General features: G+C 61.6%; 18 protein-coding genes and 2 pseudogenes. 11 read left to right on the forward strand and 9 right to left on the reverse strand.

Annotated features, from left to right (window positions below; all coding sequences use genetic code 11):
* Window positions 1-5 precede the first annotated feature (5 nt).
* The 3 genes from metC to IFT47_RS24900 all read left to right on the forward strand — a co-directional run bounded on the left by metC (window position 6) and on the right by IFT47_RS24900 (window position 3,935).
* Window positions 6-2,747, forward strand: a complete 2,742-nt coding sequence (gene metC, locus IFT47_RS24890) for a cystathionine beta-lyase (RefSeq protein WP_192174759.1) — start codon at window positions 6-8, stop codon at window positions 2,745-2,747.
* 37 nt (window positions 2,748-2,784) lie between these two features.
* Window positions 2,785-3,483 (forward strand): N-acetyltransferase, encoded by a 699-nt coding sequence (locus tag IFT47_RS24895; protein WP_244656066.1) that lies wholly within the window; start codon window positions 2,785-2,787, stop codon window positions 3,481-3,483.
* Between the two features lie 281 nt (window positions 3,484-3,764).
* Window positions 3,765-3,935, forward strand: coding sequence for a hypothetical protein (locus IFT47_RS24900; protein WP_172611525.1), 171 nt, complete (start codon window positions 3,765-3,767; stop codon window positions 3,933-3,935).
* Window positions 3,936-4,037: 102 nt separating this feature from the next.
* Here IFT47_RS24900 and IFT47_RS24905 read toward each other — a convergent pair whose 3' ends face one another.
* Window positions 4,038-5,222 carry an MFS transporter gene (locus IFT47_RS24905; protein WP_192174758.1) on the reverse strand — a complete coding sequence of 395 codons (1,185 nt, stop codon included), beginning with the start codon at window positions 5,220-5,222 and terminating at the stop codon, window positions 4,038-4,040.
* A gap of 279 nt (window positions 5,223-5,501) precedes the next feature.
* Here IFT47_RS24905 and ku point away from each other — a divergent pair, with 279 nt between their 5' ends.
* From ku to IFT47_RS24920, 3 genes and pseudogenes are all read left to right on the forward strand, one after another.
* The gene (gene ku, locus IFT47_RS24910) at window positions 5,502-6,422 is read left to right on the forward strand and encodes a non-homologous end joining protein Ku (RefSeq protein ID WP_192174757.1); all 921 of its coding nucleotides are present in this window, start codon (window positions 5,502-5,504) and stop codon (window positions 6,420-6,422) included.
* A gap of 60 nt (window positions 6,423-6,482) precedes the next feature.
* Entirely contained in the window at window positions 6,483-9,158 is a 2,676-nt protein-coding gene (gene ligD, locus IFT47_RS24915) for a DNA ligase D (protein ID WP_192174756.1), read from the forward strand.
* 13 nt (window positions 9,159-9,171) lie between these two features.
* Window positions 9,172-9,339: pseudogene (locus IFT47_RS24920) on the forward strand (carboxymuconolactone decarboxylase family protein); the annotation flags it as partial.
* Window positions 9,340-9,418: 79 nt separating this feature from the next.
* Here the strand turns inward: IFT47_RS24920 and IFT47_RS24925 are convergent.
* The gene (locus IFT47_RS24925; protein ID WP_192174754.1) at window positions 9,419-9,754 is read right to left on the reverse strand and encodes a hypothetical protein; all 336 of its coding nucleotides are present in this window, start codon (window positions 9,752-9,754) and stop codon (window positions 9,419-9,421) included.
* Between the two features lie 452 nt (window positions 9,755-10,206).
* On the opposite strand from IFT47_RS24925, the pseudogene IFT47_RS24930 reads away from it, so the two are divergent.
* A pseudogene (locus tag IFT47_RS24930) lies at window positions 10,207-11,176 on the forward strand (aldo/keto reductase).
* Between the two features lie 53 nt (window positions 11,177-11,229).
* On the opposite strand, the gene IFT47_RS24935 reads toward IFT47_RS24930, so the two are convergent.
* From IFT47_RS24935 to IFT47_RS24955, 5 genes are all read right to left on the reverse strand, one after another.
* Window positions 11,230-12,306 (reverse strand): nucleoside hydrolase, encoded by a 1,077-nt coding sequence (locus IFT47_RS24935; protein WP_192174753.1) that lies wholly within the window; start codon window positions 12,304-12,306, stop codon window positions 11,230-11,232.
* A gap of 156 nt (window positions 12,307-12,462) precedes the next feature.
* A complete protein-coding gene (locus IFT47_RS24940; protein WP_192174752.1) occupies window positions 12,463-13,776 on the reverse strand; it encodes an MFS transporter in 1,314 nt (437 codons plus the stop codon).
* Between the two features lie 138 nt (window positions 13,777-13,914).
* Complete coding sequence (locus IFT47_RS24945) at window positions 13,915-14,562, reverse strand: N-carbamoylsarcosine amidohydrolase (protein ID WP_192174751.1); 648 nt, start codon at window positions 14,560-14,562, stop codon at window positions 13,915-13,917.
* Window positions 14,563-14,597: 35 nt separating this feature from the next.
* Entirely contained in the window at window positions 14,598-15,416 is an 819-nt protein-coding gene (locus tag IFT47_RS24950; protein WP_192174750.1) for an alpha/beta fold hydrolase, read from the reverse strand.
* Entirely contained in the window at window positions 15,413-16,561 is a 1,149-nt protein-coding gene (locus IFT47_RS24955) for an FAD-dependent monooxygenase (protein ID WP_192174749.1), read from the reverse strand. The genes IFT47_RS24950 and IFT47_RS24955 overlap by 4 nt, the downstream gene beginning before the upstream one ends.
* A gap of 360 nt (window positions 16,562-16,921) precedes the next feature.
* Between IFT47_RS24955 and IFT47_RS24960 the strand changes: the two genes are divergently transcribed.
* The 4 genes from IFT47_RS24960 to IFT47_RS24975 all read left to right on the forward strand — a co-directional run bounded on the left by IFT47_RS24960 (window position 16,922) and on the right by IFT47_RS24975 (window position 23,064).
* The gene (locus IFT47_RS24960) at window positions 16,922-17,971 is read left to right on the forward strand and encodes a 2,5-dihydroxypyridine 5,6-dioxygenase (RefSeq protein WP_192174748.1); all 1,050 of its coding nucleotides are present in this window, start codon (window positions 16,922-16,924) and stop codon (window positions 17,969-17,971) included.
* Window positions 17,972-18,248: 277 nt separating this feature from the next.
* On the forward strand, window positions 18,249-18,707 hold the full coding sequence (locus IFT47_RS24965; RefSeq protein WP_192174747.1) for a MarR family winged helix-turn-helix transcriptional regulator: 459 nt from the start codon (window positions 18,249-18,251) through the stop codon (window positions 18,705-18,707).
* A gap of 260 nt (window positions 18,708-18,967) precedes the next feature.
* Window positions 18,968-19,486 carry a (2Fe-2S)-binding protein gene (locus tag IFT47_RS24970; RefSeq protein WP_192174746.1) on the forward strand — a complete coding sequence of 173 codons (519 nt, stop codon included), beginning with the start codon at window positions 18,968-18,970 and terminating at the stop codon, window positions 19,484-19,486.
* Window positions 19,483-23,064 (forward strand): molybdopterin cofactor-binding domain-containing protein, encoded by a 3,582-nt coding sequence (locus IFT47_RS24975; RefSeq protein WP_192174745.1) that lies wholly within the window; start codon window positions 19,483-19,485, stop codon window positions 23,062-23,064. Before IFT47_RS24970 ends, IFT47_RS24975 begins: the two co-directional genes overlap by 4 nt.
* A gap of 993 nt (window positions 23,065-24,057) precedes the next feature.
* Here IFT47_RS24975 and IFT47_RS24980 read toward each other — a convergent pair.
* Window positions 24,058-24,702 carry a TetR/AcrR family transcriptional regulator gene (locus IFT47_RS24980; RefSeq protein ID WP_192174744.1) on the reverse strand — a complete coding sequence of 215 codons (645 nt, stop codon included), beginning with the start codon at window positions 24,700-24,702 and terminating at the stop codon, window positions 24,058-24,060.
* Between the two features lie 5 nt (window positions 24,703-24,707).
* Window positions 24,708-26,051, reverse strand: coding sequence for a CDP-diacylglycerol--serine O-phosphatidyltransferase (gene pssA, locus IFT47_RS24985; RefSeq protein ID WP_192174743.1), 1,344 nt, complete (start codon window positions 26,049-26,051; stop codon window positions 24,708-24,710).
* Window positions 26,052-26,062 lie beyond the last annotated feature (11 nt).

Consider the following 26,062-nt stretch of genomic DNA (forward strand, 5'->3'; position numbering starts at 1 on the left):
ACGTCATGAGCCAGAAAGTCACCCCGCACCAATTACACGCCTGGCTGTTCGACGGGCAGGAAATCGCCGTCTTCGATGTTCGTGAACACGGCCAGTACGGTGAAGCGCATCTGTTTCATGGGGTAAATCTGCCTTATAGCCGCCTTGAGCTGGACGTGCATCGCCTGGCCCCCAATCCTCGGGTTCGCCTGGTGGTTTACGACCGCAATGATGGCGACCTCGCCTCACGTGCCGCGCAGCGTCTTGAAGCGCTGGGCTATAGCGGCGTGCATATTCTTGAGGGCGGCACCGATGGCTGGCGCGCCGCCGGACGGGAGCTGTTTGCCGGAGTACACGTGCCGTCGAAGGCCTTTGGCGAGTTGGTCGAAGAGGCCCGCCATACGCCACACATCAGCGCCTCCGAGCTGGCGGCGATGCAAGCCAGTGGCACGCCACTGGTGTTGCTGGACGGCCGGCCGTTCGATGAATACCGCAAGATGACCATTCCCGGTTCCGTCTGCTGCCCCAATGGCGAGCTGGGCTATCGGCTTAACGAGCTGGTGCCGGATGACACCACGCCCATCGTGGTCAATTGCGCCGGCCGCACGCGCAGCATCATCGGCGCGCAGACGCTGATCGACCTGGGGGTAAGAAATCCGGTCTACGCCCTCGAAAACGGCACCCAGGGCTGGTACCTCGCCGACTTGCCGCTGGAACATGGCAGCGAGCGCCGATACCCGAACTTCCCGCCGGGCGCTTCGCTGGAGGCGCAACGTCAGGCGGCTCAACATCTCGCCCGGCGCGCCGGGGTGCAGGCGGTGGATGCGCCGCAGGTTCTGGCGTGGTCTGCCGACCAATCCCGGAGTCTGTTTCTGTGCGACGTGCGTACCCCGGAAGAATTTGCGCTGGGCAGTTTGCCGGGCGCGCAACACACGCCGGGTGGGCAGTTGATTCAGAGCACCGACCTGTACATCGGTGTGCGTCAGGCGCGGTTGGTGCTGGTGGACAACGACGGCGTGCGCGCGCCGATCGTCGCCGCCTGGCTGCGTCAGCTGGGCCACGACGCCTATGTACTGGAAGGCGGGTTGAACAGCGGCTTGCACCTGCCGATCGACAACTCCGGTGTCTTGCCGCCCCTGGCTGAAGTGGGCGCTGCCGAACTGGCAGATGCGCTCCGAGACAATACGGTCGTGCTGATCGACCTGCGCGGCAGCATGGCGTTTCGTAAAGGCCATATCGAGGGGTCGCGCTGGTCGATCCGTCCTCGCTTGGCTGCCGATGTGGTTGGGCAAGGCAGCCCCGTCGTGCTGGTGGCGGAGCAATCGGCCGTGGCGGCGCTGGCTGCACTGGAGTTGCCGGAGGAGCTGCGCGGCTCGGTGCGCTGGCTGGATTTCAATGCATGGCAGGCGGCAGGTTTCAACCTCAGCGAAAGCGCCGGTGATCCGCCTGACGAGGACTGCATTGATTTTCTGTTTTTCACCCATGACCGTCATTCGGGCAACAAAGCGGCGGCCCGGCATTACCTGGCCTGGGAGATCGGCCTGCTGGGGCAAATGACCGAGCAGGAGATCGCCAGTCTCAAGCCCTTGCCGGCCATCGCGGAGGATGATCGCGTTCGTACCCGGCTGGTGCATGCCGCCCGAGGCGCAAAGGGCGACGGGCCGCGCGGCGTGAACCCGCCGGTCACGCGAATGAGCACCGTGTTATTCGATAGCCTTGGCGACATGCGCGACGCACGCAAGCGCCGCGACACTGAGCGTGTCCTGAGCTACGGCGCGCGTGGTAACCCGACCGCGTTCGAACTGGAAGACCTGATCACCGAGCTTGAGGGCGGTTACCGCACTCGCCTGTTCGGTACCGGCCTGGCAGCGGTTGCGCAGACATTTCTGGCCTACCTGCGCCCAGGCGACCATGTGCTGATTACTGACGCGGTGTATTCACCGGTGCGGCAGATCGCCGAAGCATTTCTGGCGCCGTTTGGTATCCAGTACAGCTACTTTTCTGCCGACGGCAGCGGCTTGGCGCAGCAGCTGCAAGCCAACACCCGAATGGTCTACACCGAGGTTCCCGGCTCGCTGCTGTATGAACTGTGCGACCTTCCGGCGATTGCTGCGCTGTGTAAGTCGAAAGGGATTTTGCTGGCAGTCGACAACACCTACGGCTCCGGGTATCAGTACCGGCCTCTGGCCCTGGGCGCCGACATTTCCATCATGGCCCTGACCAAATACCTGAGCGGTCACAGCGATGTGGTCATGGGCAGCGTCTGTACCACCCAAGCCGTCTGGCAGCGTCTGGCCGTCATGACCGACACCTTCGGCAACACCGTGAGCCCGGACGATGCTTATCTGGTGCTGCGCGGCGCCCGCACCCTGGCGGCAAGGTTGGACGTCCACCAGCGCCAGGCCTTGCAGGTCGCGCACTGGCTCCTGGAACAGCCGCAGGTCAAAAACGTGTTCCATCCTGCGCTGCCCCATCATCCGGGCCATGCCCTGTGGAAGCGCGACTTCAGCGGCAGCAACGGCTTGCTCACCTTCGAACTCGCGGACGCCGACCCCCGCTATCTGGAACGTTTCATCGACGCGCTGCAACTGTTCGGCCTGGGCGCGTCGTGGGGCGGGTTCGAAAGCCTGATCATCGTTGCGAATGTCGGCGACCGTGATAACGCTTCGGACAAATCCCTGAATCCGTTGCTGAGGCTGCACATTGGGCTGGAGGATGTGGAGGCGTTGATTGAGGATTTGCGGAGGGGGTTTGAGGCGATTGTCTGATCGACGAATAGGCCTTGATTCGTGACCAGCCCCGCAAATGTTGGATCGGCTGCGTAAACGTCTTTACCAGGCCGTGCAGGCGGCAAACCCGAAAGAGTTGATCGTTCGAAAGGCCAAAATTTCGGTCGCGATAAATATGTACCGCATGCTGGTCGGATGCTTTCGCCATTATTCGCTGCCTCGGGTTTGGACGAATATGGCGATGGGAAGGCATGGAAAGGACACCAAACTGCGTGATCAGATCCTTAAATCGGAGGCGCGCCAGCAGGTCAATAACGCCGTTGGCAACTCGCTCAAGCTAAACGCGCTGGGTGTTAATGGAGGGTTAATACGCTTTGCGCCTATAGATTCAGCCGCGATAGAGATCAGTCATGGGTGGTATGGCAGCTCATATCCATGGGGGGACGTACCGAGGTGGAAGCGCAAAGATGCCAGAGGGCTTGATCTCGCCCTTTGGCACGCCGATGAACTTTGCGGTTTGTGTTATGCAACACCGCGAAGGAGCCGTTTGCGGATCAAGGTCATCCTGCTCGAGGGGCAGCCGAACACGAACCATCCCCTAAAAGGACTGGTGGCCCGGATGATGTTTCTAGCGGTAGGTGTTTACGCAAGGATGCTGGGCTGTGAAGTCATCCAGATTGAGAGCCCCGAGCCAGGTGTGGTGAGTTACTACCAAAGGTTGGGTTTCCAGTTCGATGCGGATGGATGCCTTGTCATTTCGGCAGGTCGTTCCTAATATGACTTTCTCAACCAGGGCAGGGAGGTGCTCATGAACACAAGGAAACGCAGAGAAAAACTGCAGTCGATCGCTGAGTTCCGAGCCTCAGCGCGCAAGCGCGCTGTTGAAATAATCCCCTCGCAGATGCACTTCCTGCGCGGAGCGCTCGAGATTGAAAGAGAGCTTGAACCCGCCGGCCCGATGGCTGGGTTCAGGGGCTGACTCCTCAAAAGAAAACCGCCGACATCGTCAGTTTTGTTGTTCTAGGATGTCCCCAGGACCACAGCAGGGAGGTGCTTATGAACATCAAAAAACGCAAGGCCAAGATTCGGGAAATGACGGAATTCAGTGCCGAAGCGCACAAGCGTGCTGCGGAGTATGCTCAAGCTCAGCTGCATTTTCTGCGCGTAGCAATCGAAATTGGAAGAGACCTTGAACCAGCTGGCCCGATGGCTGGGTTCAGGGGCTGACTCCTCAAAAGAAAACCGCCGATATCGGCGGTTTTTTCTTGAGCGGCAATCAGCGCCTCACCCCTATGGCCTCAGCATTCGTGAGGTGCTGTGTTCCATTCTTCATGGCCGTGAGTTCTTCAAAAACCCTAATAACGCCAACACCGGAAATACACTCCCCACGATCACAATCCACACCCAGCCACCATGGTCATACAGCGCACTGGCGACCACCGAACCAATCGCGCCGCCGATGAAGATGCTGGTCATGTACAGCGCGTTGAGCCGGCTGCGGCTTTTGGCGTCGAGGGCGTATACCGCGCGCTGGCCGAGGACCATGTTCATCTGCACGCAGAAATCGAGGATGACCCCGGTGAATGCCATGCCGATCACGGCGTATGCCGGTTCGATCAGGCTGGGCAGAAAGCTCAGTGCGGCGAACAGCATGGCGCACAGGCTGGCGACGCGGGTGTGGCCGGCATCGGCCAGGCGGCCGGCGATGGGCGCGGCGATGGCGCCGATGGCCCCGACCAGGGCGAAGAGGGCGATCTGGCTTTGCGACAAGCCGTGATCGCGCGCCAGTTCCAGCGGCACGGCGGTCCAGAACAGGCTGAAGGTGGCGAACATGCACGCCTGATAAAACGCGCGCTGGCGCAGGACCGGCTGTTTGCGCAGCAGGGTCCATAACGATTTGAGCAACTGGCCATACGTGGCGCTGTGGGCAGGCTGATGTTTCGGAATGGTGGTCGCCAGCACCACGCTGATCAGCAGCATCACCACGGCGGCCGTGCCGAACACCGCGCGCCAGCCGAAATGGTCGGCGATCAGGCTGGCAGCGGGTCTGGCCAGCAGAATCCCCAGCAGCAGGCCGCCCATGATGCTGCCGACCACGCGCCCGCGTGTTTCTTCCGGCGCGAGGTTGGCGGCCAGCGGCACCAGAATCTGTACCGCCACCGAGCTGAAACCCACCAGCAAAGAAGCGATCAGGAACAGGTTGGGCGTCTGCGCGAACGCGGCGCTGAGCAGACTGAGCATGGCGACGCCGGTGGTGACGATCATCAGGCGACGGTTTTCCAGCAAGTCGCCCAGCGGCACGAGGAAGAACAGGCCGAGCGCGTAGCCGATCTGGGTCAGCGACACGATGAAGCTGGCGAGTGTGCCGGACAGGCCGATGTCCGGTGCGATCAAGCCAATGATGGGCTGGGCGTAATACAGGTTGGCAACGATCGCGCCGCAGCAGAACGCGAACAGCATCGCCAGGCCCTTGGTCATGGTGGCGCCGTGGGTCGCGGGAGAAATGGACGTCATGGGAATACCTGGAGAGGTTGCAGGCTCGGCAGAACGATTCTGGTACGGCGTGCAGAAAAGAGTGGCGCGAGGTTAACGCTTTTTCGTTGCGTTAAGAAGGGGTGGCAGTGGAATGGCGCAGCGTTGGTCGGCGCACGTTATGGAGTGACGCCTTACCCGCACCAAAGCCGTGCAGCCCACGACAATCGCGACGTTCCGGTCGCCCGGCCGAAACTTTTCCACGTGCGCTTCGGTCACTGCTTACACATACCCCCCTCACACCCCATCGGAAATAAAAATATGCCTCGGGCAATCTGGAAAGGCGCGATCAGTTTTGGACTGGTGCATATTCCTGTGGCGCTGGTGTCGGCGACGTCCCGCCAGGGTGTCGACTTCGACTGGCTGGACAAGCGCAGCATGGACCCGGTCGGTTATAAGCGCATCAACAAGGTCTCCGGCAAGGAGATCAATAAAGAGAACATCGTCAAGGGCGTGCAGTACGAGAAGGGGCGTTACGTCGTCATCAGCGAGGACGAAATTCGCTCGGCGCACCCCAAATCAACCCAGACCATCGACATCTTCGGTTTCGTCGACAGCGACCAGATACCGCTGCAGCACATCGACACCCCGTACTTTCTCGCCCCCGACAAGCGCGGCGAAAAGGTCTACGCGTTGTTGCGCCAGGCGCTGGTCGACACCGGCAAGGTGGCGCTGGCCCATGTGGTGATTCGTACCAGCCAGCACCTGGCGGCGGTGATGCCGCTGGAGTCGGCGATCGTGCTCGTGCTGCTGCGCTGGCCCTCGGAAGTGCGCGGGCTCGACAGCCTCGAGCTGCCCAAGGAAGCCACCGACGTCAAGCTCAGCAAGAGCGAGCTGGACATGGCCAAGCGCCTGATCAAAGACATGAGCACCGAGTGGACGCCGGACGCCGAAGAATACCGCGACACCTTTCAAGACCAGATCATGTCGCTGGTGGAAACCAAGGCCCGCGAAGGCAAGATCGAGAACGTCGAGACCGATGCTGGCGACACTGAGCGTAAGTCGGCTGATGTCATCGATCTGACCGAACTGCTCAAGCGCAGCCTGGGCGGTCGCGGCACTGCAGCGAAGGCGGCGCCTGCCAAAGCCAAACCGGCGAGCAAAAGCAAAGCCGAGTCCAAGGACGATGCGCCGGCGAAGCGCCGTGCTCCGCCCCGAAAGAAGACCACCAAGGCCTCTTGAACGCGTGTCCTGTAGTAGCGTTAAAAGATGCACCGTTCCAATGCGCAGAGGTTCATCGTCATGACAAAACCTGTGAGTGAATACACCCGCAAGCGCAACTTCGATGTCACGTCCGAGCCGGCCGAAAGCGAGGGCAAGACGCGAAGCAAGAAAGGCAAGGCGCTGAGTTTCGTCATTCACAAGCACGACGCGCGCAACCTGCATTACGATTTTCGCCTTGAACTGGATGGCACACTTAAAAGCTGGGCGGTGCCGAAAGGGCCGAGCCTGGACCCGAAGAACAAACGCCTGGCGGTGCACGTCGAAGACCACCCGCTGGGCTACGGCACGTTTGAGGGCAGCATTCCTGAGGGCGAATACGGCGCAGGCGACGTGATCGTCTGGGACCGCGGCATTTGGCAGCCCCACGGCGACCCTCAGGAAACCTACAAGGCCGGCAAGCTCAAATTCACCCTGATCGGCGAAAAGCTCACCGGCGACTGGGCGCTGGTGCGGACCCGCTTGCCCGGCAACAGCGACAAGGAGCAGTGGCTGTTGATCAATGAAAAGGACGATGCCGTGCGCTCGGGCGAGGAGTACGACATCGTGGCCGACAAGCCGGCAAGCGTAGTCAGTGGCGCGACGGTGGGCGAAGGACGCAAGCCGGCCAAGAATGCCAAACGTAAATCGGCGGCATCTGAACCCGCTGCCGACACCTCTGCCGCGAAGACGCCCGCAAAGAAGCCAGTGCAAAAAAAAGCCAAAACGCCTTCGCCCAAAAAGAGCAGCGTGCCGGCCAAGCTCTCGCCGCAGCTGGCGACGCTCATGGACACCCCGCCCGAAGGCACATGGCTCTACGAAATCAAGTACGACGGTTATCGGATTCTGACCCGCATCATCGATGGCGAGGTGAAGTTCTTTACCCGCAACGGCAATGACTGGACCGATCGATTGCCGCTGCAGGCCAAAGCCGTTGGCGATTTGAAACTGGACAACACCTGGCTGGACGGCGAGGTGGTGGTGCTCAACGACGCCGGGTTGCCGGACTTTCAGGCGCTGCAGAATGCATTCGACATCGACCGCAGCATGGACATCATTTATTACCTGTTTGACGTGCCGTTCCTGAACGGTGAAGACCTGCGGGAGATGCCGGTCGAAGACCGTCGTGCGGCGCTGAAGAAAGTGCTGGGGCGACAGAAAAAGGGCCTGCTGCGGTTCTCCGAAGCCTTCTCTGCCGGCCATCGCGACATCATCGAAAGCGCGAGCCTGATGTCCCTCGAAGGCGTCATCGGCAAGCGCGCCGGCAGCGTGTACCAGTCCAAACGCAATGCCGACTGGATCAAGCTCAAGTGCAAGCTGCGCCAGGAGTTCGTCGTCGTCGGCTTCACCAAACCTCAGGGCGCGCGCAATGGTTTTGGCGCGCTGCTGCTGGCGGTGAACGAGGAGGGCGCGGGTCTGGTGTATGCCGGTCGGGTCGGCACGGGGTTCAATCAGCAGATGCTCGGCGACGTGCTTGAGCAGATGAAGCCGCTGGAACAGGACGCCTCGCCGCTGGCGAAGAAGGTTACCAGCGCCCAGGGCCGGGGTGTGCACTGGATAAAGCCGACCTTGGTGGCGGAGGTCGAGTTCGGCGAATGGACCCGTGACGGCATCATTCGTCACTCGGCGTTTGTCTCACTACGCAGCGACAAGCCGGCCAGTGAAGTGGTCCACGAATACCCCAGGACGCCGAGAGACATCAAGGCACCGTTCAAACCCAGCGCCGCCAAAGCCAAAGCGCGGAGCAAGAAATCCGCGACCCGCGCCGATCCTTCAGCCGAGAAGCCCAAGCCGGCCAGCAAACGTGCAGGCAAGGACCGCATCGACGTGGCCGGCGTGATGGTCAGCCACCCCGAACGGGTGATCGACGCGGAGAGCGGCCTGCACAAGATCGAGCTGGCGCAGTATTACGAATCAGTGGCGGACTGGATTTTGCCGCACCTCGACCATCGGCCCGTGGCGCTGTTGCGCTGCCCCGAAGGCGTGGCGGGCGAGCAGTTTTTCCAGAAACATTCCGAGCGCATGGCGATCCCCAACATCAAGCAGTTGGACCCCAAGCTCGACCCCGGACACGCGCGTTTGATGGAGATCGACAGCGTCAAGGCACTGGTCGGTGCGGCGCAGATGGGCACCATCGAACTGCACACCTGGGGCGCGACCTACGATCAAATCGAGCTGCCAGACCACTTCGTCCTGGATCTCGACCCGGACGACCAGTTGCCCTGGCGCAGCATGATCGAAGCCACACAACTGACGTTGTCGACCCTCGACGAGCTGGGCCTGGATGCGTACGTCAAGACCAGCGGCGGCAAGGGCATGCACATCGTCGTGCCGCTGGCGCGCCGGGCGGATTGGGAGTCGGTCAAAGCCTTCGCCAAGGCGCTGGCGCAATTCATGTCGCGGGAGCTGCCGGACCGATTCACCGCCACGTCCGGGCCGAAGAACCGGGTGGGCAAGATCTTCATCGATTACCTGCGTAACAGCCGGGGTGCCAGTACGGTCGTGGCCTATTCGGCGAGGGCGCGGCCGGGGTTGCCGGTGTCGGTGCCGATCAGCCGTGACGAGCTGACCGAGGTGAAGTCCTCGGCGCAGTGGAACATCGCCAACCTGCAGCAGCGTTTGCGCAAGCTGAAAGCGGATCCGTGGGCCGGTTACAAGAACACACAGCGCCTGACCAAACCGATGTGGAAGCGTCTGGGCGCCACGCCGCCGGCGTGAAGCGTTGAGTCACTCGCGCTGTGACGGGTGTCTGGCCAGCCATGCCCAAGCCGCCATCGCCGCGGGCGCGACCCGTGAAGAAGTCGCCGCCGCCCTGGCTACCGCGATCTCGTTGAATGCGGGCGCTGCGTACATCTATTCGATGCACGCGCTTGAAGCGTATGACGCGCTGAAGCCATAAATCGCGGTAACTCGCGGCGATACGCAAAGGCTGGCGGGGTGCTTGCCGGCCTTACGCGTCGCTTCCGCACTCGGTTAAATCACTTGACCCCGTCAGTCCGCTCGCCCACCTCCGCTGGATAAAACTCCCCTTCAAGCCCTGCGGTCAGAAGGCGTTCACGCACTTGTGTTTCGACTTCGAGCACCTGCTCGGAGTCGTCAATGTCGTCAACCACCAGCCAGACCGGCATGACGTTCTGACCATGGGTGCCTTCGCTGAGCATGTCGTGGGAGAACACCTGGTTGGCGCGCCACAGGCACAGTTCGTCATCGGTGTGATGGGGTTCGCGAACGGCGGTCGGTGAGGTCAGCCAGATTTCGGTGTAGGGGCGCAGGTCTGCGTTGGCGAGTTCGTTCAGGGTGATAACGGTTTTCATTTTGTGTCCTCCAGTGTTCAAGATGGAGTTGTGACGCATGGGGCTGCCCAGCGTTCCCGCGATCTGCGCAGATGGTCGCAGTATCTGCCGAGATCAAGAGCGTCTGCCCGGAGGCAGACTGTGAAGATCAAAAGCGCTGCGCAGATCAAGAGCTTCCCGGCTAAAGCCGGTCCTACAGTGCGCCGCCGATGCCATGGGATGCACGCGCTGCTGTTTAGTGGGACCGGCTTCAGCCGGGAAGAGGCCATTCCAGGCGCTGATGTCCGATCGTTCCCACGCTCTGCGTGGGAATGCATCCCGAGGCGCTCTGCGTCATTCCGGGCCGATAGGAGGAATGATTGAGTTCCAGCGCCAACCCGCGATCTGCGCTGATGGTCGTGCGGACTTGAACCGAGGCCGCCTGCGTGGGGTCGACCATTCACTGTGCGCTCACGTCAGCCCGACCCGGAGACATGCCCGTGACCGACCCACACCTGCTCACCCGCAGACGATTGCTTACCCTGGCGGCAGGTGCGTCGGCGGCGCTGGTGTTTGACTCAGCGGTCGGTGATGCAAGTGCAGGCGTCCACGCCACAGCATCCGAACCGCCACACCCCGGCACATCGCCCGTTCAATCAGGAGAGCGGAACATGCTCACGCGAGACATTCCATCCAGCGGCGAAGCGTTGCCGATGATCGGCCTTGGCACCTATCGCGGGTTCGATGTCGAGCCCGGCAGCGATGCGTACAAACTGCTGCCCGCCGTGGTGGATCAGCTGTTCCACGCCGGCGGCACGGTGATCGACAGTTCGCCCATGTACGGCCGCGCCGAGGAAACCACCGGCGAGTTGCTGGCGATCCAACAGCCGTCATCGCCAGCGTTTCTGGCGACCAAGGTCTGGACCCGGGGAAGCGTCGTTCCGGCTGTTGCGGACCAAACGCGTCGACCTCATGCAGATCCACAACCTGCTGGACTGGAAGACCCACCTGCCGACGCTGCGTCAGTGGAAAGAAGAAGGGCGCATTCGCTACATCGGTCTGACGCACTACACCCCGTCGGCCTACGCCGAGGTGGAAGCTGCGCTGAAGGCCGAGGCGTTCGATTTTCTGCAGATCAACTACGCGCTGGATGATCGGGCGGTCGAGGCGCGGCTGCTGCCGCTGTGTCGTGAGCGCGGGGTGGCGGTGCTCTGCAATCGGCCGTTCGGTGGAGGCGGTCTGCTCGGCCGCTTGCGCAACACGCCGCTGCCGGGGTGGGCGGGAGAAGTTCAGGCCAGGAGCTGGGCGCAACTGGCGCTGAAGTTTCTGATCTCGCACCCGGCAGTAACGTGCGCGATTCCCGGTACGGGAAATCCGAAATACATGAAGGAAAACGCCGAAGCCGCCAGAGGGCCTTTGCTTACCGATGCCCAGCGCCAGCAGCTGATTGCCTTGATCGGCTGATTTTGCCTACCTCCGGTTGGGCCGTTTCATATGAACGGCGCGAACTGAGGCGATCAGCGTTTGACCGGCGCAGGCAGAGTGACCAGATCCACGTACGCATCCCAGAACTTCTTCTGATCCACGGCGTACACCACTTTCGCCTTTTGTGTGCCGACGGGCGCGCCCTTCTTGTAGCCCATGGAGCGGCCGTAATCCGGTCCGAAGTGGGCGTCGACATCGACCCATAGGTCTTTGGACTCGGTGACCAGTGCCGGATGCACCAGGTACAGCGCAGGCAGGCTGTCCCAGGTGAAGCTGTGGTGGTTCGGGTCCTTGTCGAACTCAGGCCCCAGCACCGTTTTGTACAGGTTGGGAATCACGCCTTTGCTGGCGACGATGCGCTGGTAGACCGAGCTGTCGAAGATGACCTTTTCGCAGACATCGTTGGGGAAAATCACGTGTTCGATGGGCGAGCGCAGGACGATTTTTGCGGCCTCGGGATCGAACCACCAGTTGAATTCCGCCGCTGGCGTCGTGTTGCCGGGGATCTCGATTGCGCCGCCCATGTACACGATGCGTTTGATCAGCGGCACGATTTCCGGCGCGCTGCGAATCGCCAGAGCGATGTTGGTCAATGGGCCAACGGCGAGAATGGTCACCTCGTGGGGGTTTTCCTTCACGCTGTCGACGATGAACTGCGCGGCGGATTTGCTGCGCAATGAGGTATGCGTAGCCAGCCCGTCCGGCGGAGAAACCAGTTGCGAGGCCGAGGTCGGACGCGGGGTCTTGAACGCCCCCGGCCAGCCTGCGCCGAACAGGGCTTTTTCCTGGTCATACGTGGCGAAGTCGTGCAGCAGCGGGTAGGCCGCGCCGGAGTACACGCCGATGTCCTTTTCCACGCCCATGCGCTCGACAGCCTTCAGCGCATCGACCTGTTCCTGATCAACCCACGCGTTGCCACTGACGAGGGTCATGCCCAGCAGGTCGATGCGCTTTTGCTCGTGCAGTTGCGCCAGCATGATGAAGGCCTGGCCGTCGTCGTTGAGCACGTTGAAATCGGTGTCGAAGATGACCTTTTCCGCGGCCTGCAAGGAGGTCGCGGAAAGTCCCAGCGTCAGGGCCAGGGCACAGCTTTTCACAAACGCCTGCATGGTCTGATTCCACAGTTGTGATGGGATGAATGGGATTCGCCGGGTTGGAGCGCTGCGTGTCCCGCGAACGCGGTGGGTCAGGGAGCGAAACGTTGACTGATACACCGCATTCGCCAGCAAGCTGGCTCCCCCGGGATAGGCGTCCAGCGCGACGAGTTACCGATTCACCAGCTTTGCCGGCAGCGCAACCACCAGCAGGCTGCTCAAAATCAGGCACCCGGCAAAGAACCACAACGCCCCGGCGCTGCTGCCGGTCACGTCGATGGCGATGCCCATCATCGAGTTGCTCACCAGCCCGGCGATGTTAGCCAGCGAGCAGGCCAACGCGAAACCCGTCGCTGCCGCCCGGCCCTTGAGGAACGTTGCCGGCAGGCTGAAGAACACCGGGACCGCGCCGATGATCGCGGCCGAAGCGACGGCAAACAGCGCGACGGTCGCGACCACGTTATGGGTAAAGAACGGGCTGGCGGCCATGGCCATGGCGCCGATCCAGAACGGCACGATGATGTGCCAGCGCCGTTCGCGACGACGGTCGGAGCTGGCGCCGATCATCAGCATGCCGATCAGCGCCGCTACGCTGGGCAATGCCGTCAACACGCCGATGTGGAAGGTGTCGGTGACCCCGGCGTTCTTGATGAACGTCGGCATCCAGAAGCCCATGGCGTAGGCGCTGAGCAAGATCGAGAAATCGATGCCGCCGAGCATCCAGACTTTCAGATTGAAAAAACCGTCGCGAAAGCTGTGCTTGCTGTCTTTGCCCTCAACGTCGTCCAGGCGCAGCTCGCCTTCCAGCAAGGTTTGTTCGGCGCTGTTCAGCCATTTGGCTTCTTTCGGATTGTTCGGCAGCGCCCAGAACGTCATCACGCCGAGCAGCACGCTGGGAATGCCCTCGATCAGGAACAGCCACTGCCAGCCACGCAGCCCGGCAGTCTGGTCGAAATGGCCCATGATCCAGCCCGACAGCGGGCCGCCGATGACGCTGGAAAGCGGCAGGCCGATCATGAACAGCGCGATGATGCGGCCACGGCGGTAGGTGGGGAACCAGGTGGTCAGGTAAAACAGCACGCCGGGCAGAAAGCCCGCTTCAGCGGCGCCGAGGAGAAACCGCAGCACGTAAAACTGCGTCGGCGTGCTGACGAACAACGTGCAGGACGACAGCAAGCCCCAGGTGATCATGATCCGCGCGATCCAGATCTTCGCGCCGACCTTCTCCAGCACCAGATTGCTCGGCACTTCGAACAGGATGTAGCCGACGAAAAACAGCCCGGCGCCCAACCCGAACGCGGTCTCGCTGAAGTGCAACTGGTCGAGCATTTGCAGCTTGGCGAAACCGATGTTGATGCGGTCCAGGTAAGCGGCCAGGTAGCAGAAACACAGGAAGGGGATGAGCTTCCAGGTGATCTTGGTGTACAGCGCTTTGATCGGGTCCGCGGCTAGGTTCGCGGAGGTTTCTACATTCGCAGAGGGCATGGGTGTCTCCTGGCGTTTCTCGACCGGTGAGCGCGGCGGCTGATTTTGCCTGCGTTTGCGGTGTTGTCATATGGGGACGAAGCGGCAAGCGCCAAGCTTCAAGCTGCAAGAGGGGACCGCATGCTCTTGACTTGCGGCTTATCGCTTGAAGCTTGCAGCTCGCAACTGTGTCATCGCCTCCTGCTTGCTCACCACATCTCCGTACTTGCTGTCGATGTCGAACAGGTTCGCTTCATGGGGATCGGGATGCCGGTCGCCCACGCATTCGCGCACGACGATGGTCCGGAAGCCATACTGCACGGCATCCACCGCGGTCGCCCGGATACAGCCGCTGGTGGAGCAACCGGCCAGCACGACGGTGTCGATCCCTTGGGCGTGCAGCATTGATGCCATTGACGTGCCGAAGAACGAACTGGCGTACTGCTTGCTGATCACGACCTCTTCGGGCAATGGCTGCACGGCCTCGCAGAACGCGGCCAGCGGGTTGCCTTCGACCATGTCCTTCATCACCGGCGCTTTTTTCACCCACATGCCGCCGTCCGCGAAATGCGTGGGGTGGTAGCGGATGTTGGTGTGCACCACCGCGATGCCGTGTTCCCGCGCGCAGGCCAGCAGCTCGACGCTTTCGGCCACCGCACTGACCACGCCGAGCGCATATAAAGGCGCGCCGGGTTGGGTGTAGCCCTGCATGAAATCGATCATCAGCAAGGCCGGTTTCGCACCAAAACCGATGCGATTACCCCAGACGCCCTGATAGTTGGCGTCCGCGCTTTGTGGGTCGGTCATTGCGTTCTCCTGTTCATCGTTTTAAGCAAGGACCGTCAGGTCAGCGGCGTACCGAGAAAGTCACCGAACGCGGCAAAGAAGCCCGGCAGGTTGTCCCACGGAATCATGTGTCCGGCGTTTTCCACTCGCGCGATCAGGATGTTCGGTTGCAGCTGTCGGATTTCGGCTTCGTCTTCCGGCTGAATCACGCCGCCGCGGCCAGCGACGATGAGCAGGGCAGGGACCGGAAGGTTCGGCAGGTCCTGGTGGAAATCCACGTCGTGGAAGTCATTGAAGGCGCGGACGATGGCGGGCTCGTAGCAGGTGTGCAGCCACTCTGCGCGCAGCTGCAGTTGCTCCTCGGTCCAGCTCGGGCAGAACGCGCGCATGTCTTCGGCGCTCATGCCCTGTTGCGACTGGCGGATGGAGTCGACATACCACGGCAGCTTCGCCGGGTATTCACGACGGCCCGGCCCGGACACCGGCGGATCAATCAGGACCAGGCTTTTCAGGCCCTGGGGGCAACGAATCGATGCCCGAACGGCAAAACGCGCGCCCATCGAGTGGCCGGCGAGGTGATAGCTGTCGATGCCCATGGCGGCGGCAAACGCACCGATGTCATCGGCGCAAGTGTCGACGCTGTAATCCAGATCCGGCCCCGTGGAAGAAAGCCCGCGACCGCGCGCATCCAGTACGTAGGTGTCGAACGACTGACCCAAACGTTCGGCGACGAAACCCCAGGTGATCGCCGGGCTGGTGATGCCCGGGATCAGGATCAGCGCCGGTTTGCCGGAGTGAATGTCGCCGCCGTAGCGCAGGTAATGCTGACGGATGCCGTTGGCCTGGACGTTGCCGCCATGGATGAATGTGCTCACGCCGCCACCCCCGATTTCAGCTCCTGGCCATACAGGTCGTAACCGTAGACCCAGGCCGGATCTTCCTGGGTGCGCAGCCAGGTGTTGGCGTTGGAAACCGCTTGCACCCGAGAGGCGCGTTCCTTGCGATTGGCTTCGTAGAGCTGGAACGCCGTGCGGTAGTCAGTGAGGCCGGTTTCCTGCAGGCAGCGGGTGAGCATCGCGGCGTCTTCAATGGCCATGCCGGCGCCCTGGGCCATGTGCGGCTTCATCGGGTGGCAGGCGTCGCCCAGCAAAACGAGGCGACCGCGACTCCACAAAGGCAACGGGTTGCGGTTGAGCAGCGGCCACTTGGTCACGCTGTCGGTGGATTCGATCAAGGCCTGCACGGTGGGGTGGTAACCGGCGAACGCTTCATACATTTCGTCCCGGCTACTGTCGACCCAATTGCCCTCGAAGTCCCACGCTGCATGGGGCACGCCGGTCACGTAGTAGTACTCATCGCGCTTGCCGGTGGTGTGGTAAACCATCATGTGACGGTCCTCGCTCCACCATTTCACGCAGTTCTCGAATTCCAGGTTGTACTTGGTCAGCACCTCGCTGGGGATCAGCGCGCGGTGGGCGACCCAGCCGCTGTACAGCGGTTTTTCATGGCCCAACAGCTCTTCGCGAATCTTGGAGTTGATGCCGTCGGCGCCGATCACGATGTCGGCGTCGGCGTGGGTGCCGTCGGCAAAATTCAGGCGCACGCCGTTGTCGCGTTCTTCCAGCGTGGTCAGGCATTTGCTGAAGTGCACGCTGCCCGGCGCCAGCGTCGACATTTGCAGCGCGTGCAGATCACCGCGGTGCACGGTGATGTAGGCCGCGCCGTACTCCTTGAGGGAGAACTCGCCCAGGGCGATGCGCGACAGGTAATCGCCGGTCGCACCGTCGCGGCTGAACCAGAAATCCGGGTGCGAACCCATGTCGCTGAGCTGTTGCTCGATGCCCATGCGCCGGAAGATTTTCATGATGTTCGGGCCCATGTGGATACCAGCACCGATACGAGAAAACGCGGGGGCTTGTTCGTAGATATCGACGTGGAAGCCGGCTTTCTGCAACAGCGTCGCAGCCGCAGCGCCCCCCAGACCGGATCCGACGATGGCGATTTTTTGCGTGGTTGGCATGGCGCGCATTCCTTTGTGTTTCATGAGCTCTGAATGACCGGAGCTCTGGATGACGGCGAGGCGAAAAGAATGTATCGCGTCGCTGGATTTTTAAAGTGTATACGCTGATATTTTTAAAAGTGAACCGATATTTCCAGAAACGGCAGGCGGTGTCGCAAACAGGCATGTCACCTGCTGTAACCCTTATTCATTGGGATCTGTGTGGTTGGGTAACAGAGTGGCGTGCCTATTGCAGCGGCGTCCGGATTGATGTCTTATCGCTTTTAATAAGTGTGTACGCTTTAAAAAATGCACTGGTCTGATGCGCGACGCCTTGCAATGGTGCATCCGGCTCGTCATCCGCCCCAGAGGAGAAAAGAGATGCCGGTTAGCGATTGCGAATTGACCCAGATGTTCGAACACGTGCTGAAACTGTCGAAAGTGGACGCGACCCAGAGCGTGGCGGTGCTCAAGAGCCACTACTCCGATGGGCGCACGGTGCGCGCCGCGATGGACGCGGCCCAACGTCTTGGCGCGAACGTGTATGCGGTGGAGCTGCCTTCGTTCAATCACCCCAAAGCCATGGGCAACGACATGACCGCCTACTGCGGCGACACCGCGCTGACCGGCAACATCGCCGCGCAACGTGCCCTTGAGGCGGCAGACCTGATCGTCGACACGATGATGCTGCTGCACTCGCCGGAGCAGGAGCAGATCCTCAAGACCGGAACGCGGATTCTGCTGGCGGTGGAGCCCCCGGAAGTGCTGGCGCGGATGCTGCCGACGGTGGCGGACAAGGAACGGGTGCTGGCCGCCGAACAGGTGCTGAAGGCAGCGCGCTCGATTCAGGTGAAGTCACGGGCCGGCAGCGATTTCCGTGCGCAACTGGGGCAATATCCTTCAGTCACCGAATACGGTTTCGCCGACGAGCCGGGTCGTTGGGATCACTGGCCCAGCGGGTTTCTGTTTTCCTGGCCCAACGAAGAGACCGCCGAAGGCACGCTGGTCATTGATGTCGGCGACATCGTGCTGCCGTTCAAAACCTATTCCCGCGAGCAGATCACGCTGGAGATCGACAAGGGGTTTATCACCGGGATTCACGGTGGTTTCGAGGCGGAGTACCTGCGTGATTACCTGAAGTACTTCAACGACCCGGAGGTCTACGGCATTTCCCACATCGGCTGGGGCCTGCAACCCCGCGCCCAGTGGACGGCCATGGGCCTGCACGACAAGAACGACGGCATGTGCATGGACGCCCGGGCGTTCTACGGCAACTTCCTGTTTTCCACGGGGCCGAATACTGAAGTCGGCGGCACCCGCAAAACCCCGTGCCATCTGGATATCCCGCTGCGTCGTTGCGACATTTATCTGGACGACCAGGCCGTGGTGCTGGCGGGGGAAGTGGTGGCGCCCGAGGCATCGAAAGTCTGAGGCAGGCCTGCATTTGGCTTGCGCTACGCGGGACTCAGGTTGTACGCAAAACTTGTGGGAGTGAGCTTGCTCACGAAGACGGCATGCCAGCTGCCGAAATTCTGGAGGATGTACCGTCCTTTTCGCGAGCAAGTTGAAGCGCCACCCCGGTCGCTCCCACTATTCATCTGTCGGCGGATACACCAGCGACACAACTCACTCGTTCCGAAGATTCCCCTCAACTCCCGCAGACGTTACTGTAGCCACCACTTTCCAGATCCCGCCGAACGAGCCACCCGTGTCCACTGACAACCCTTCCAATAACAATCCGTCCTACACCTTTTCCGAGCAAGTGGGCCATCTGCTGCGCAAGGCCTACCAGCGTCACTTGGCGATCTTCCAGCAGAATGTCGGCGATTCGCAGCTCACGGCGGTGCAATTCGTGACCCTGTGCGCTCTGCGCGATCACGGCCCCAGCTCGCAAACCGAGCTGGTCAAGGCCACGGCCGTGGATCAGGCGACCATTCGCGGCATCGTCGATCGCCTGAAAGCCCGGGACCTGATCAGCCTCGACCCGGACCCGCAGGATCGCCGCAAAGTCATCTGCAGCCTGACCGACAGCGGCCTGCAACTGGTACAGGAAACCGTGCCCCGCGCCGCGCAGATCAGCGAGCTGACCCTGAGCAAACTCAACCCCGCCGAACGCGTGGCTGTACTGTTTCTGCTGCGCAAACTGATCGACGAGGGCGATGAGTAACGCCGCCTGACAGCACCGCTGTAGGAGCGCGCTTGCCCGCGAGTACGATCTGCCCGCGACATTTATGTGCCTGACCCACTGCATTCGCGAGCAAGCTCACTCCTACATGGAGAATGTTCAGTCCACCCAATTGCGACGTCGAAACGACCAAACCCACCCCAATACTCCAACGTCCTACAGCCTTTTCTCCGCTGGCATGCTTCCTGCTCTCGTTTCATGAAGTAATCACTTCATCAAATGCAAGCTACAGCGGGTAACACATGAAGGCTGACACAAGCGAGCTGCAGCGGGCGGCGGAGAAGACCGTGACCCTGAACGTCAACGGTCAGGCCACACGTGTCACGGCAATGCCTGACACGCCGCTGTTACTGATCCTGCGCAATGACCTGCACCTTAATGGCCCCAAATACGGCTGCGGCCTGGGCGAGTGCGGCGCCTGCACGGTGATCATCGACGGCGTCGCCGCACGCTCCTGCGTGTTTCCACTGGCCGGCGCCCAAGGGCGCGAGATCACCACGCTGGAAGGCATCGGTTCGCGAGACCGCCCGCATCCGGTGCAGCAAGCCTTCATCGACGAGCAGGCCGCGCAATGCGGCTACTGCATGAACGGCATGATCATGACCGCCAAGGCCTTGCTCGACCGCAACCCGCACCCCACCGAAGCGCAGATCCGCAACGAACTGTCAGCCAACCTGTGCCGCTGCGGCACGCACCTTGAAATCCTCAGTGCGGTCATGCGTGCCGCGCGTCATCAGCCCAGCCCGGATCCCGCCCAATGACCCAGACTTTGCCCACGCGCGATGAATTGCTCGCCCGAAACGGCGTGCTGCTGATCGTCGACGACATCCTGCCGCCATCCGGTCCGGTCGCCAAAGGCGGCACCCCCACCGTCCGGCCCGTGGAATTGGGGCTGTTCATTGCCATCGATCAGGACGGCCGCGTCTTCGCCTTCAACGGCCACGTCGATCTGGGCACCGGCATTCGCACCTCGCTGACGCAGATCGTCGCCGAAGAGCTGGACCTGCAGATGGATCAGGTGACGATGATTCTGGGCGACACCGAGCGTGCGCCGAATCAGGGCGCGACCATCGCCAGCGCCACTTTGCAGATTTCCGCCATCCCGTTGCGCAATGCGGCGGCCGAGGCGCGGCGCTACCTGCTGCAACAGGCCGCGCAGCAGTGGTCGGTCGATGTGGATTCGTTAGTCATCGACAGCGGCGTGATCAAGGCACAGGACGGTCGCGAACTGACCTTTGGCCAGCTGCTGGTGGATCAGCGCGTGGAGCTGCGCATCTCCGGCAACGCACCACTCAAGCGGCTGGAGGACTACAAACTGGTGGGGCAGGGCGCCGCCCGTGTGGACATTCCGGGCAAGGCCACCGGTGAATTGACCTACGTCCACGACATGCGTTTACCGGACATGCTCCATGGCCGCGTCGTACGGCCGCCCTACGCCGGTTATGACACCGGCGACTTCGTCGGCACCAGTCTGCTGGACGTGGACGAATCTTCGATCGCCCACATTCCCGGCATCGTCCGCGTGGTGGTGATTCGGGATTTCGTCGGCATCGTCGCGATGCGCGAAGAGCAGGCGGCCAAGGCGGCGCGGGAACTCAAGGTCACCTGGAAGCCTTGGCAGCACAATTTGCCGGACATGAGCAATATAGAGCAGGCGATACGCGACAACCCGAGCATTCAGCGGGTGGTGCTCGATCAGGGCAATGTCGAAGAAGCGTTGGCCCAGGCCAGCGAGCGGATGACGCGAACCTATCTATGGCCCTACCAGATTCACGGCTCCATCGGACCTTCGTGCGGGTTGGCGGACTACAGCGAAGAAGGCATTCGGGTCTGGTCCGGCACGCAGAACCCCCACATGCTGCGCGCCGATCTGGCCTGGCTGCTGGAATACCCCGAAGAACGGATCGACATCATCCGCATGGAAGCGGCCGGCTGTTACGGGCGCAATTGCGCTGATGACGTCTGCGCCGATGCCGTGTTGCTGTCCCGCGCCGTGGGCCGGCCGGTGCGCGTGCAACTGACCCGCGAGCAGGAACATGCCTGGGAGCCGAAAGGCACGGCGCAGTTGATGGAAGTCGACGGCGGGATTAACGCCGATGGCGGCATCGCCGGTTATGACTTCAGCACCCGCTACCCGTCGAATAACTCGCCAACCCTGGCCTTGCTGTTGACCGGGCGCGTAGAGCCGGTGGCGACGATGTTCGAAATGGGCGACCGCACTTCGATCCCGCCCTACGACATTGAGCACATGCGCGTCACCATTCACGACATGGCGCCGATTGTGCGCGCGTCATGGATGCGCGGAGTGTCGGCGCTTCCCAATACCTTCGCTCACGAGTCCTACATCGACGAGTTGGCTTTCGCCGCTGGCGTTGACCCGATCGAATACCGGCTTCGTTATCTGCACGACGAGCGCGCCGCCGAACTGGTTCGCGCCACCGCCGCCCGGGCTGACTGGACACCGCGCACCCAACCGATGCAGATCCCCGAAGAAGATGGCGTCCTGCGCGGGCGCGGTTTTGCCTACGCGCGCTACATCCACAGCAAGTTTCCCGGCTTCGGCGCAGCGTGGGCGGCGTGGGTGGCGGACGTGGCGATCGACAAGCACACGGGTGATGTGTCGGTGACCCGCGTGGTGATCGGCCATGACGCCGGCATGATGGTCAATCCCGCCGGTGTCCAGCATCAGATTCACGGCAACGTCATCCAGTCCACCAGCCGGGTGCTCAAGGAGCGGGTGACGTTCGAGGAATCCACCGTGGCGAGCAAGGAGTGGGGTGGCTACCCGATTCTGACGTTCCCCGAAGTGCCGAAAGTCGACGTCATGATGATGCCGCGCCAGGCCGAGCCGCCCATGGGCGCCGGGGAGTCGGCGTCGGTGCCGAGTGCGGCGGCCATTGCCAATGCCGTGTATGACGCGACCGGGATTCGCTTTCGCGAGCTGCCGATCACTGCGGAACGCATTCTCGCCGCGCTGAACAGCGCGGGCGTGGAATCCAACAGCCAGCCGCCGCAGTCGCCAAAAGCTAAACGCTCAAAGTGGCTGTTCGGTTCGTTGTTTGCTGCGTTCGGCGCGTTGCTGGGCATGGCCGCGACCGCGTTGCCCTGGCGTGCTGAAATCGCGCCGATCACGCCGCCCGCTGCGGGCACCTGGTCATCGGCGACTCTGGAGCGCGGGCGGTTGCTGGCGGCCGTGGGCGATTGCGCGGTCTGTCACACCGCCCCGACTGGCGCCAGCAATGCCGGCGGGCTGGCGATGCAAACGCCATTCGGCACTTTATATAGCAGCAACATCACCCCGGACCCGGAGACCGGCATCGGCAACTGGTCGTATCCGGCGTTCGAGCGGGCGATGCGTGACGGCATCAGTCGCGATGGCAAACACCTTTACCCGGCGTTTCCCTACACGGCTTTCAGAAACATCGAGGACGCCGACATGCAGGCGCTGTACGCGTACCTCATGTCGCAGACGCCGGTGAAACAGGTCCAGCCCGCCAACGACATGCGTTTCCCGTTCAATGTGCGGCCGTTGATGGCGGGCTGGAACGCGCTGTACCTGCGCAAAGGCGAGGTGCAGACGCAGCCGCAGCAAAGCGCGCAGTGGAATCGCGGTCAGTATCTGGTCAATGGATTGGGGCATTGCGCCGCCTGCCATTCACCCCGGGACTTGCTGGGGGCGGAGAAGGGCGGCACCTCGTTTCTCGCGGGCGGCACGGTGGACGGCTGGGAAGCGCCGGCGCTCAACAGCCTGTCGAAAGCGCCGACGCCCTGGACCGAGGATCAGTTGTTCAATTATTTAAGCAGCGGGTATTCCGATGCCCATGGTGTCGCGGCGGGGCCGATGGGGCCGGTGGTGTCGGAGCTGGCGAAACTGCCGAAGAGCGATGTGCGGGCGATTGCGGTGTATCTGGCGGCGTTGAATGAGCCTGCGTCTGGCAGTGCTGACATCAGTCCCGCGACGGTGACCGGTCTGGCAGAGAAACCGAGCGTTTCGCCTCAGTCATTGAGCAATGGTCAGCGGGTGTTCGAAGGCTCGTGTCAGGGTTGTCATGCCGACGGTCTGGGACCGAAGCTGTTTGGCGTGAGCCCGTCGCTGGCGACCAATACCAATGTCCACAGCGCGCTGCCGGACAATCTGATCAAAGTGATTCAGCAGGGAATAGACAAACCGGCGACGGCAGATCTGGGTTACATGCCGGGCTTCAAGGACAGCCTGTCCGACACCCAGATCAGCGACCTGGCCGCGTACCTGCGCAGCCGCTTCGCGCCGAAAGAGCCGCAGTGGGAAGGGTTGAAGGACAAGGTGGCGCATTTGAAAGCCAATCCCGGAACGCACTGACTCGGCGAGCCTCTTTGGGTGACATCCCGCTTCAGGCAACACGCTGACGCCCGGCAAAATACGGTCCCGTGGGAGTGAGCTTGCTCACGAAGGCTGCATCTCAACCGCTAAATATCTGGCGGATGTACTGGCCTCTTCGCGAGCAAGCTCGCTCCCACAGACTGCATTTCAACCGCTAAATATCTAGCGGGTGTACTGGCCTCTGTGGGAGTGAGCTTGCTCACGAAGACTGCATTTCGATCGCTAAATATCTGGCGGATGTACTGGCCTCTGTGGGAGTGAGCTTGCTCACGAAGACTGCATTTCGACCGCTAAATATCTGGCGGATGTACTGGCCTCTTCGCGAGCAAGCTCGCTCCCACAGACTACATTTCAACCGCTAAATATCTGGCGGATGTACTGGCCTCTGTGGGAGTGAGCTTGCTCACGAAGACTGCATCTCAACCGCTAAATATCTGGCGGATGTACTGGCCCTTGTGGGAGTGAGCTTGCTCACGAAGACTGCATTTCAACCGCTAAATATCTAGCGGGTGTACTGGCCTCTGTGGGAGTGAGCTTGCTCACGAAAGCGGTATCTCAGCCCCAGAATATTCAGCGGATGTACCGGCGCCTTCGCGAGCAAGCTCGCTCCCACAGACTGCATTTCGACCGCTAAATATCTGGCGGATGTACTGGCCCCTGTGGGAGTGAGCTTGCTCACGAAAGCGGTATCTCAGCCACAGAACATTCAGCGGATGTACCGGCGCCTTCGCGAGCAAGCTCGCTCCCACAGACTGCATTTCAACCGCTAAATATCTGGCGGATGTACTGGCCCCTGTGGGAGTGAGCTTGCTCACGAAGGCTGCATTTCGACCGCTAAATATCTGGCGGATGTACTGGCCTTTGTGGGAGTGAGGTTGCTCACGAAGACTGCATCTCAACCGCTAAATATCTAACGGATGTACTGGCCTCTTCGCGAGCAAGCTCGCTCCCACAGGTGCTGCACCAGTCGGCCTACTCCGGCAATACCCTAACGCCACGCATCACCAAGTCCTGAATGAACGCCAACCAATCCGTCCGCTCCCCCTCCGCGGCCATGTCCTGACCCAGGAACGAGCTGAGGGTGTGCAGGTTGGAGTTATAGAAGTAGCACAGCGACGCGATCATCAAATACACGTGCTTGATGTCCAGGTCCTGCCGAAACAGACCCTGCGCCTGACCGGCGTCGATGATCGGTCTGAGCACGCCGACGGCTTCGCCTGACAGGCGTCGCAGCTCACCGGACTGGCGCGCGTGCCTGCCCTTGTGCAGGTTTTCGATACTGAGGATGGCGACGAATTCCGGGTGGCTGACGTAATAGTCCCAGACAAACGCCACCAATTGCCGCAGCGTCTGCTCCGGCGTCGACGGGTCCAGTGACAGCAGGCTTTCGGCGCGGGTGAACTGCTCGTAGGTGTGCTCAAGCACTTTGACGAACAGTTTCTCCTTGCTGCCGAAATAGTAATAAATCATCCGGTCGTTGGACTCGGCTTCGGCGGAGATCTTCTCGATGCGCCCGCCGGAATAGCCGTCGCGGGTGAACACCGTGATCGCCGCCTGAAGAATGCGCGCGCGGGTTTGATCGGCCTGTTGCGCGCGAACGCCAGTGCTTTTGCCCATGGTCGTCAGAGAATCCGGTACAGCAGGCGCTCGACGCGGACCCGGCTGACCCGCCGCAGAAAGGTGCGCACGCCAACCGGGTATTCGCTCAGGGTATCGAGCTCGTCAAACTTGCCGACCCGATGGGTATTGCGCATCAGCAGCGCGATTTCCTCGGCGCGCGGCTTCAGCCATTCGCCCTTGGGGTCATCGATCAGCACGGCGTTTTCCAGGTCCAGCTGAAAGGCCCGCGGGTTCAGGTTGTTGCCCGTCAGCAAGGTATAGCGGTCGTCCGACCACAGGCCCTTGAGGTGATAGGTGTTGTCGCCGTCTTTCCACAAATGGATGTTCAGCTGGTGCTTGGCGATCGCCGTCTGATGCTTTTGCATGAAGCGACGCAGGCTGATCTCGTACAGATATGGCAGCGCGGAGATCACCTTGAACGGCTCCTCCGGCGAGATGAAAAAGTCGTTGGCGGTCTTGTCGCCGATGATGATGTCGACCTTCACACCCCGCTTCAGCGCGCGATTGATCTCGCGTTTTACCACCAGCGGCATGTTGAAATACGGCGTGCACAGCGTCAGTTGTTCATCGGTCGCGGCAATCAGATCACAGAGGGTTTTGCTCAGCGGGTTCTTGTTGCCGATGCCCAGCAGCGGAATGACGCGCATCTCGCCGTTGTCACGCACGCCATCATTGACGTCGTAACTGGCGCGCTTGAGGTGCTGGCGGAACTGACGAATCTCCCCGCGCAGGCTGCGAGAGCTGGGCGGTGAGGGCAGGTCGAGGCGATGCACCGCGTCGGACGGCAGAATGTCCTGCTGGACCAGACGCTGAAACGAGTCGGCCAGGCCTTTGCTGTCAATCAGGTGATAGCGATCGAGCCGGTATTTGCCGAGCTTGTGCAGATAGACGTTATTGATGCTGGCGCCGCTGTAGATCACGCAGTCGTCGATGACGCAGCCCTTGAGGTGCAACACGCCGAACAGCTCGCGGGTTTGCACGGGCACGCCGTACACCGGCACTTCCTGATCGTGTTCCAGGTTCTGCGCCTGATACCACGCCGAGTTTCCGGCCTGCTTGCCAGCGCCGATCAGGCCGCGTTGGGCGCGGAACCAGTCGACCAGTACCACGACGTCCAGCTCCGGTCGCGCAGCCTTGGCGGCATACAACGCATCGAGAATTTCCTGACCGGCTTCGTCCTGCTGCAAGTACAGGGCGACGATGTAGATCCGTCGGGTGGCGGCGGCAATCTTCGCCAGCAGTGTTTGCCGGTAATCGGCCGCACTCGGCAAAATTGTGATCGCCGTGCCGGAGGATTCAAAACCACGCAGCGCTGCAAGGGTAGAACGTCGGAAGGGAGCCCGCATAAGCCTCTCGA

It is taken from the genome of Pseudomonas sp. CFBP 13711 (assembly GCF_014842265.1).
Classification (GTDB): domain Bacteria; phylum Pseudomonadota; class Gammaproteobacteria; order Pseudomonadales; family Pseudomonadaceae; genus Aquipseudomonas.

What these genes read in the sequence shown, in the direction of transcription:
- metC (WP_192174759.1), top strand. Translation starts at nt 6, where the DNA reads ATGAGCCAGAAAGTCACCCCGCACCAATTACACGCCTGGCTGTTCGAC.
- IFT47_RS24895 (WP_244656066.1), top strand. Translation starts at nt 2,785, where the DNA reads ATGTTGGATCGGCTGCGTAAACGTCTTTACCAGGCCGTGCAGGCGGCA.
- IFT47_RS24900 (WP_172611525.1), top strand. Translation starts at nt 3,765, where the DNA reads ATGAACATCAAAAAACGCAAGGCCAAGATTCGGGAAATGACGGAATTC.
- IFT47_RS24905 (WP_192174758.1), bottom strand. Translation starts at nt 5,222, where the DNA reads ATGACGTCCATTTCTCCCGCGACCCACGGCGCCACCATGACCAAGGGC.
- ku (WP_192174757.1), top strand. Translation starts at nt 5,502, where the DNA reads ATGCCTCGGGCAATCTGGAAAGGCGCGATCAGTTTTGGACTGGTGCAT.
- ligD (WP_192174756.1), top strand. Translation starts at nt 6,483, where the DNA reads ATGACAAAACCTGTGAGTGAATACACCCGCAAGCGCAACTTCGATGTC.
- IFT47_RS24925 (WP_192174754.1), bottom strand. Translation starts at nt 9,754, where the DNA reads ATGAAAACCGTTATCACCCTGAACGAACTCGCCAACGCAGACCTGCGC.
- IFT47_RS24935 (WP_192174753.1), bottom strand. Translation starts at nt 12,306, where the DNA reads ATGCAGGCGTTTGTGAAAAGCTGTGCCCTGGCCCTGACGCTGGGACTT.
- IFT47_RS24940 (WP_192174752.1), bottom strand. Translation starts at nt 13,776, where the DNA reads ATGCCCTCTGCGAATGTAGAAACCTCCGCGAACCTAGCCGCGGACCCG.
- IFT47_RS24945 (WP_192174751.1), bottom strand. Translation starts at nt 14,562, where the DNA reads ATGACCGACCCACAAAGCGCGGACGCCAACTATCAGGGCGTCTGGGGT.
- IFT47_RS24955 (WP_192174749.1), bottom strand. Translation starts at nt 16,561, where the DNA reads ATGCCAACCACGCAAAAAATCGCCATCGTCGGATCCGGTCTGGGGGGC.
- IFT47_RS24960 (WP_192174748.1), top strand. Translation starts at nt 16,922, where the DNA reads ATGCCGGTTAGCGATTGCGAATTGACCCAGATGTTCGAACACGTGCTG.
- IFT47_RS24970 (WP_192174746.1), top strand. Translation starts at nt 18,968, where the DNA reads ATGAAGGCTGACACAAGCGAGCTGCAGCGGGCGGCGGAGAAGACCGTG.
- IFT47_RS24975 (WP_192174745.1), top strand. Translation starts at nt 19,483, where the DNA reads ATGACCCAGACTTTGCCCACGCGCGATGAATTGCTCGCCCGAAACGGC.
- IFT47_RS24980 (WP_192174744.1), bottom strand. Translation starts at nt 24,702, where the DNA reads ATGGGCAAAAGCACTGGCGTTCGCGCGCAACAGGCCGATCAAACCCGC.
- pssA (WP_192174743.1), bottom strand. Translation starts at nt 26,051, where the DNA reads ATGCGGGCTCCCTTCCGACGTTCTACCCTTGCAGCGCTGCGTGGTTTT.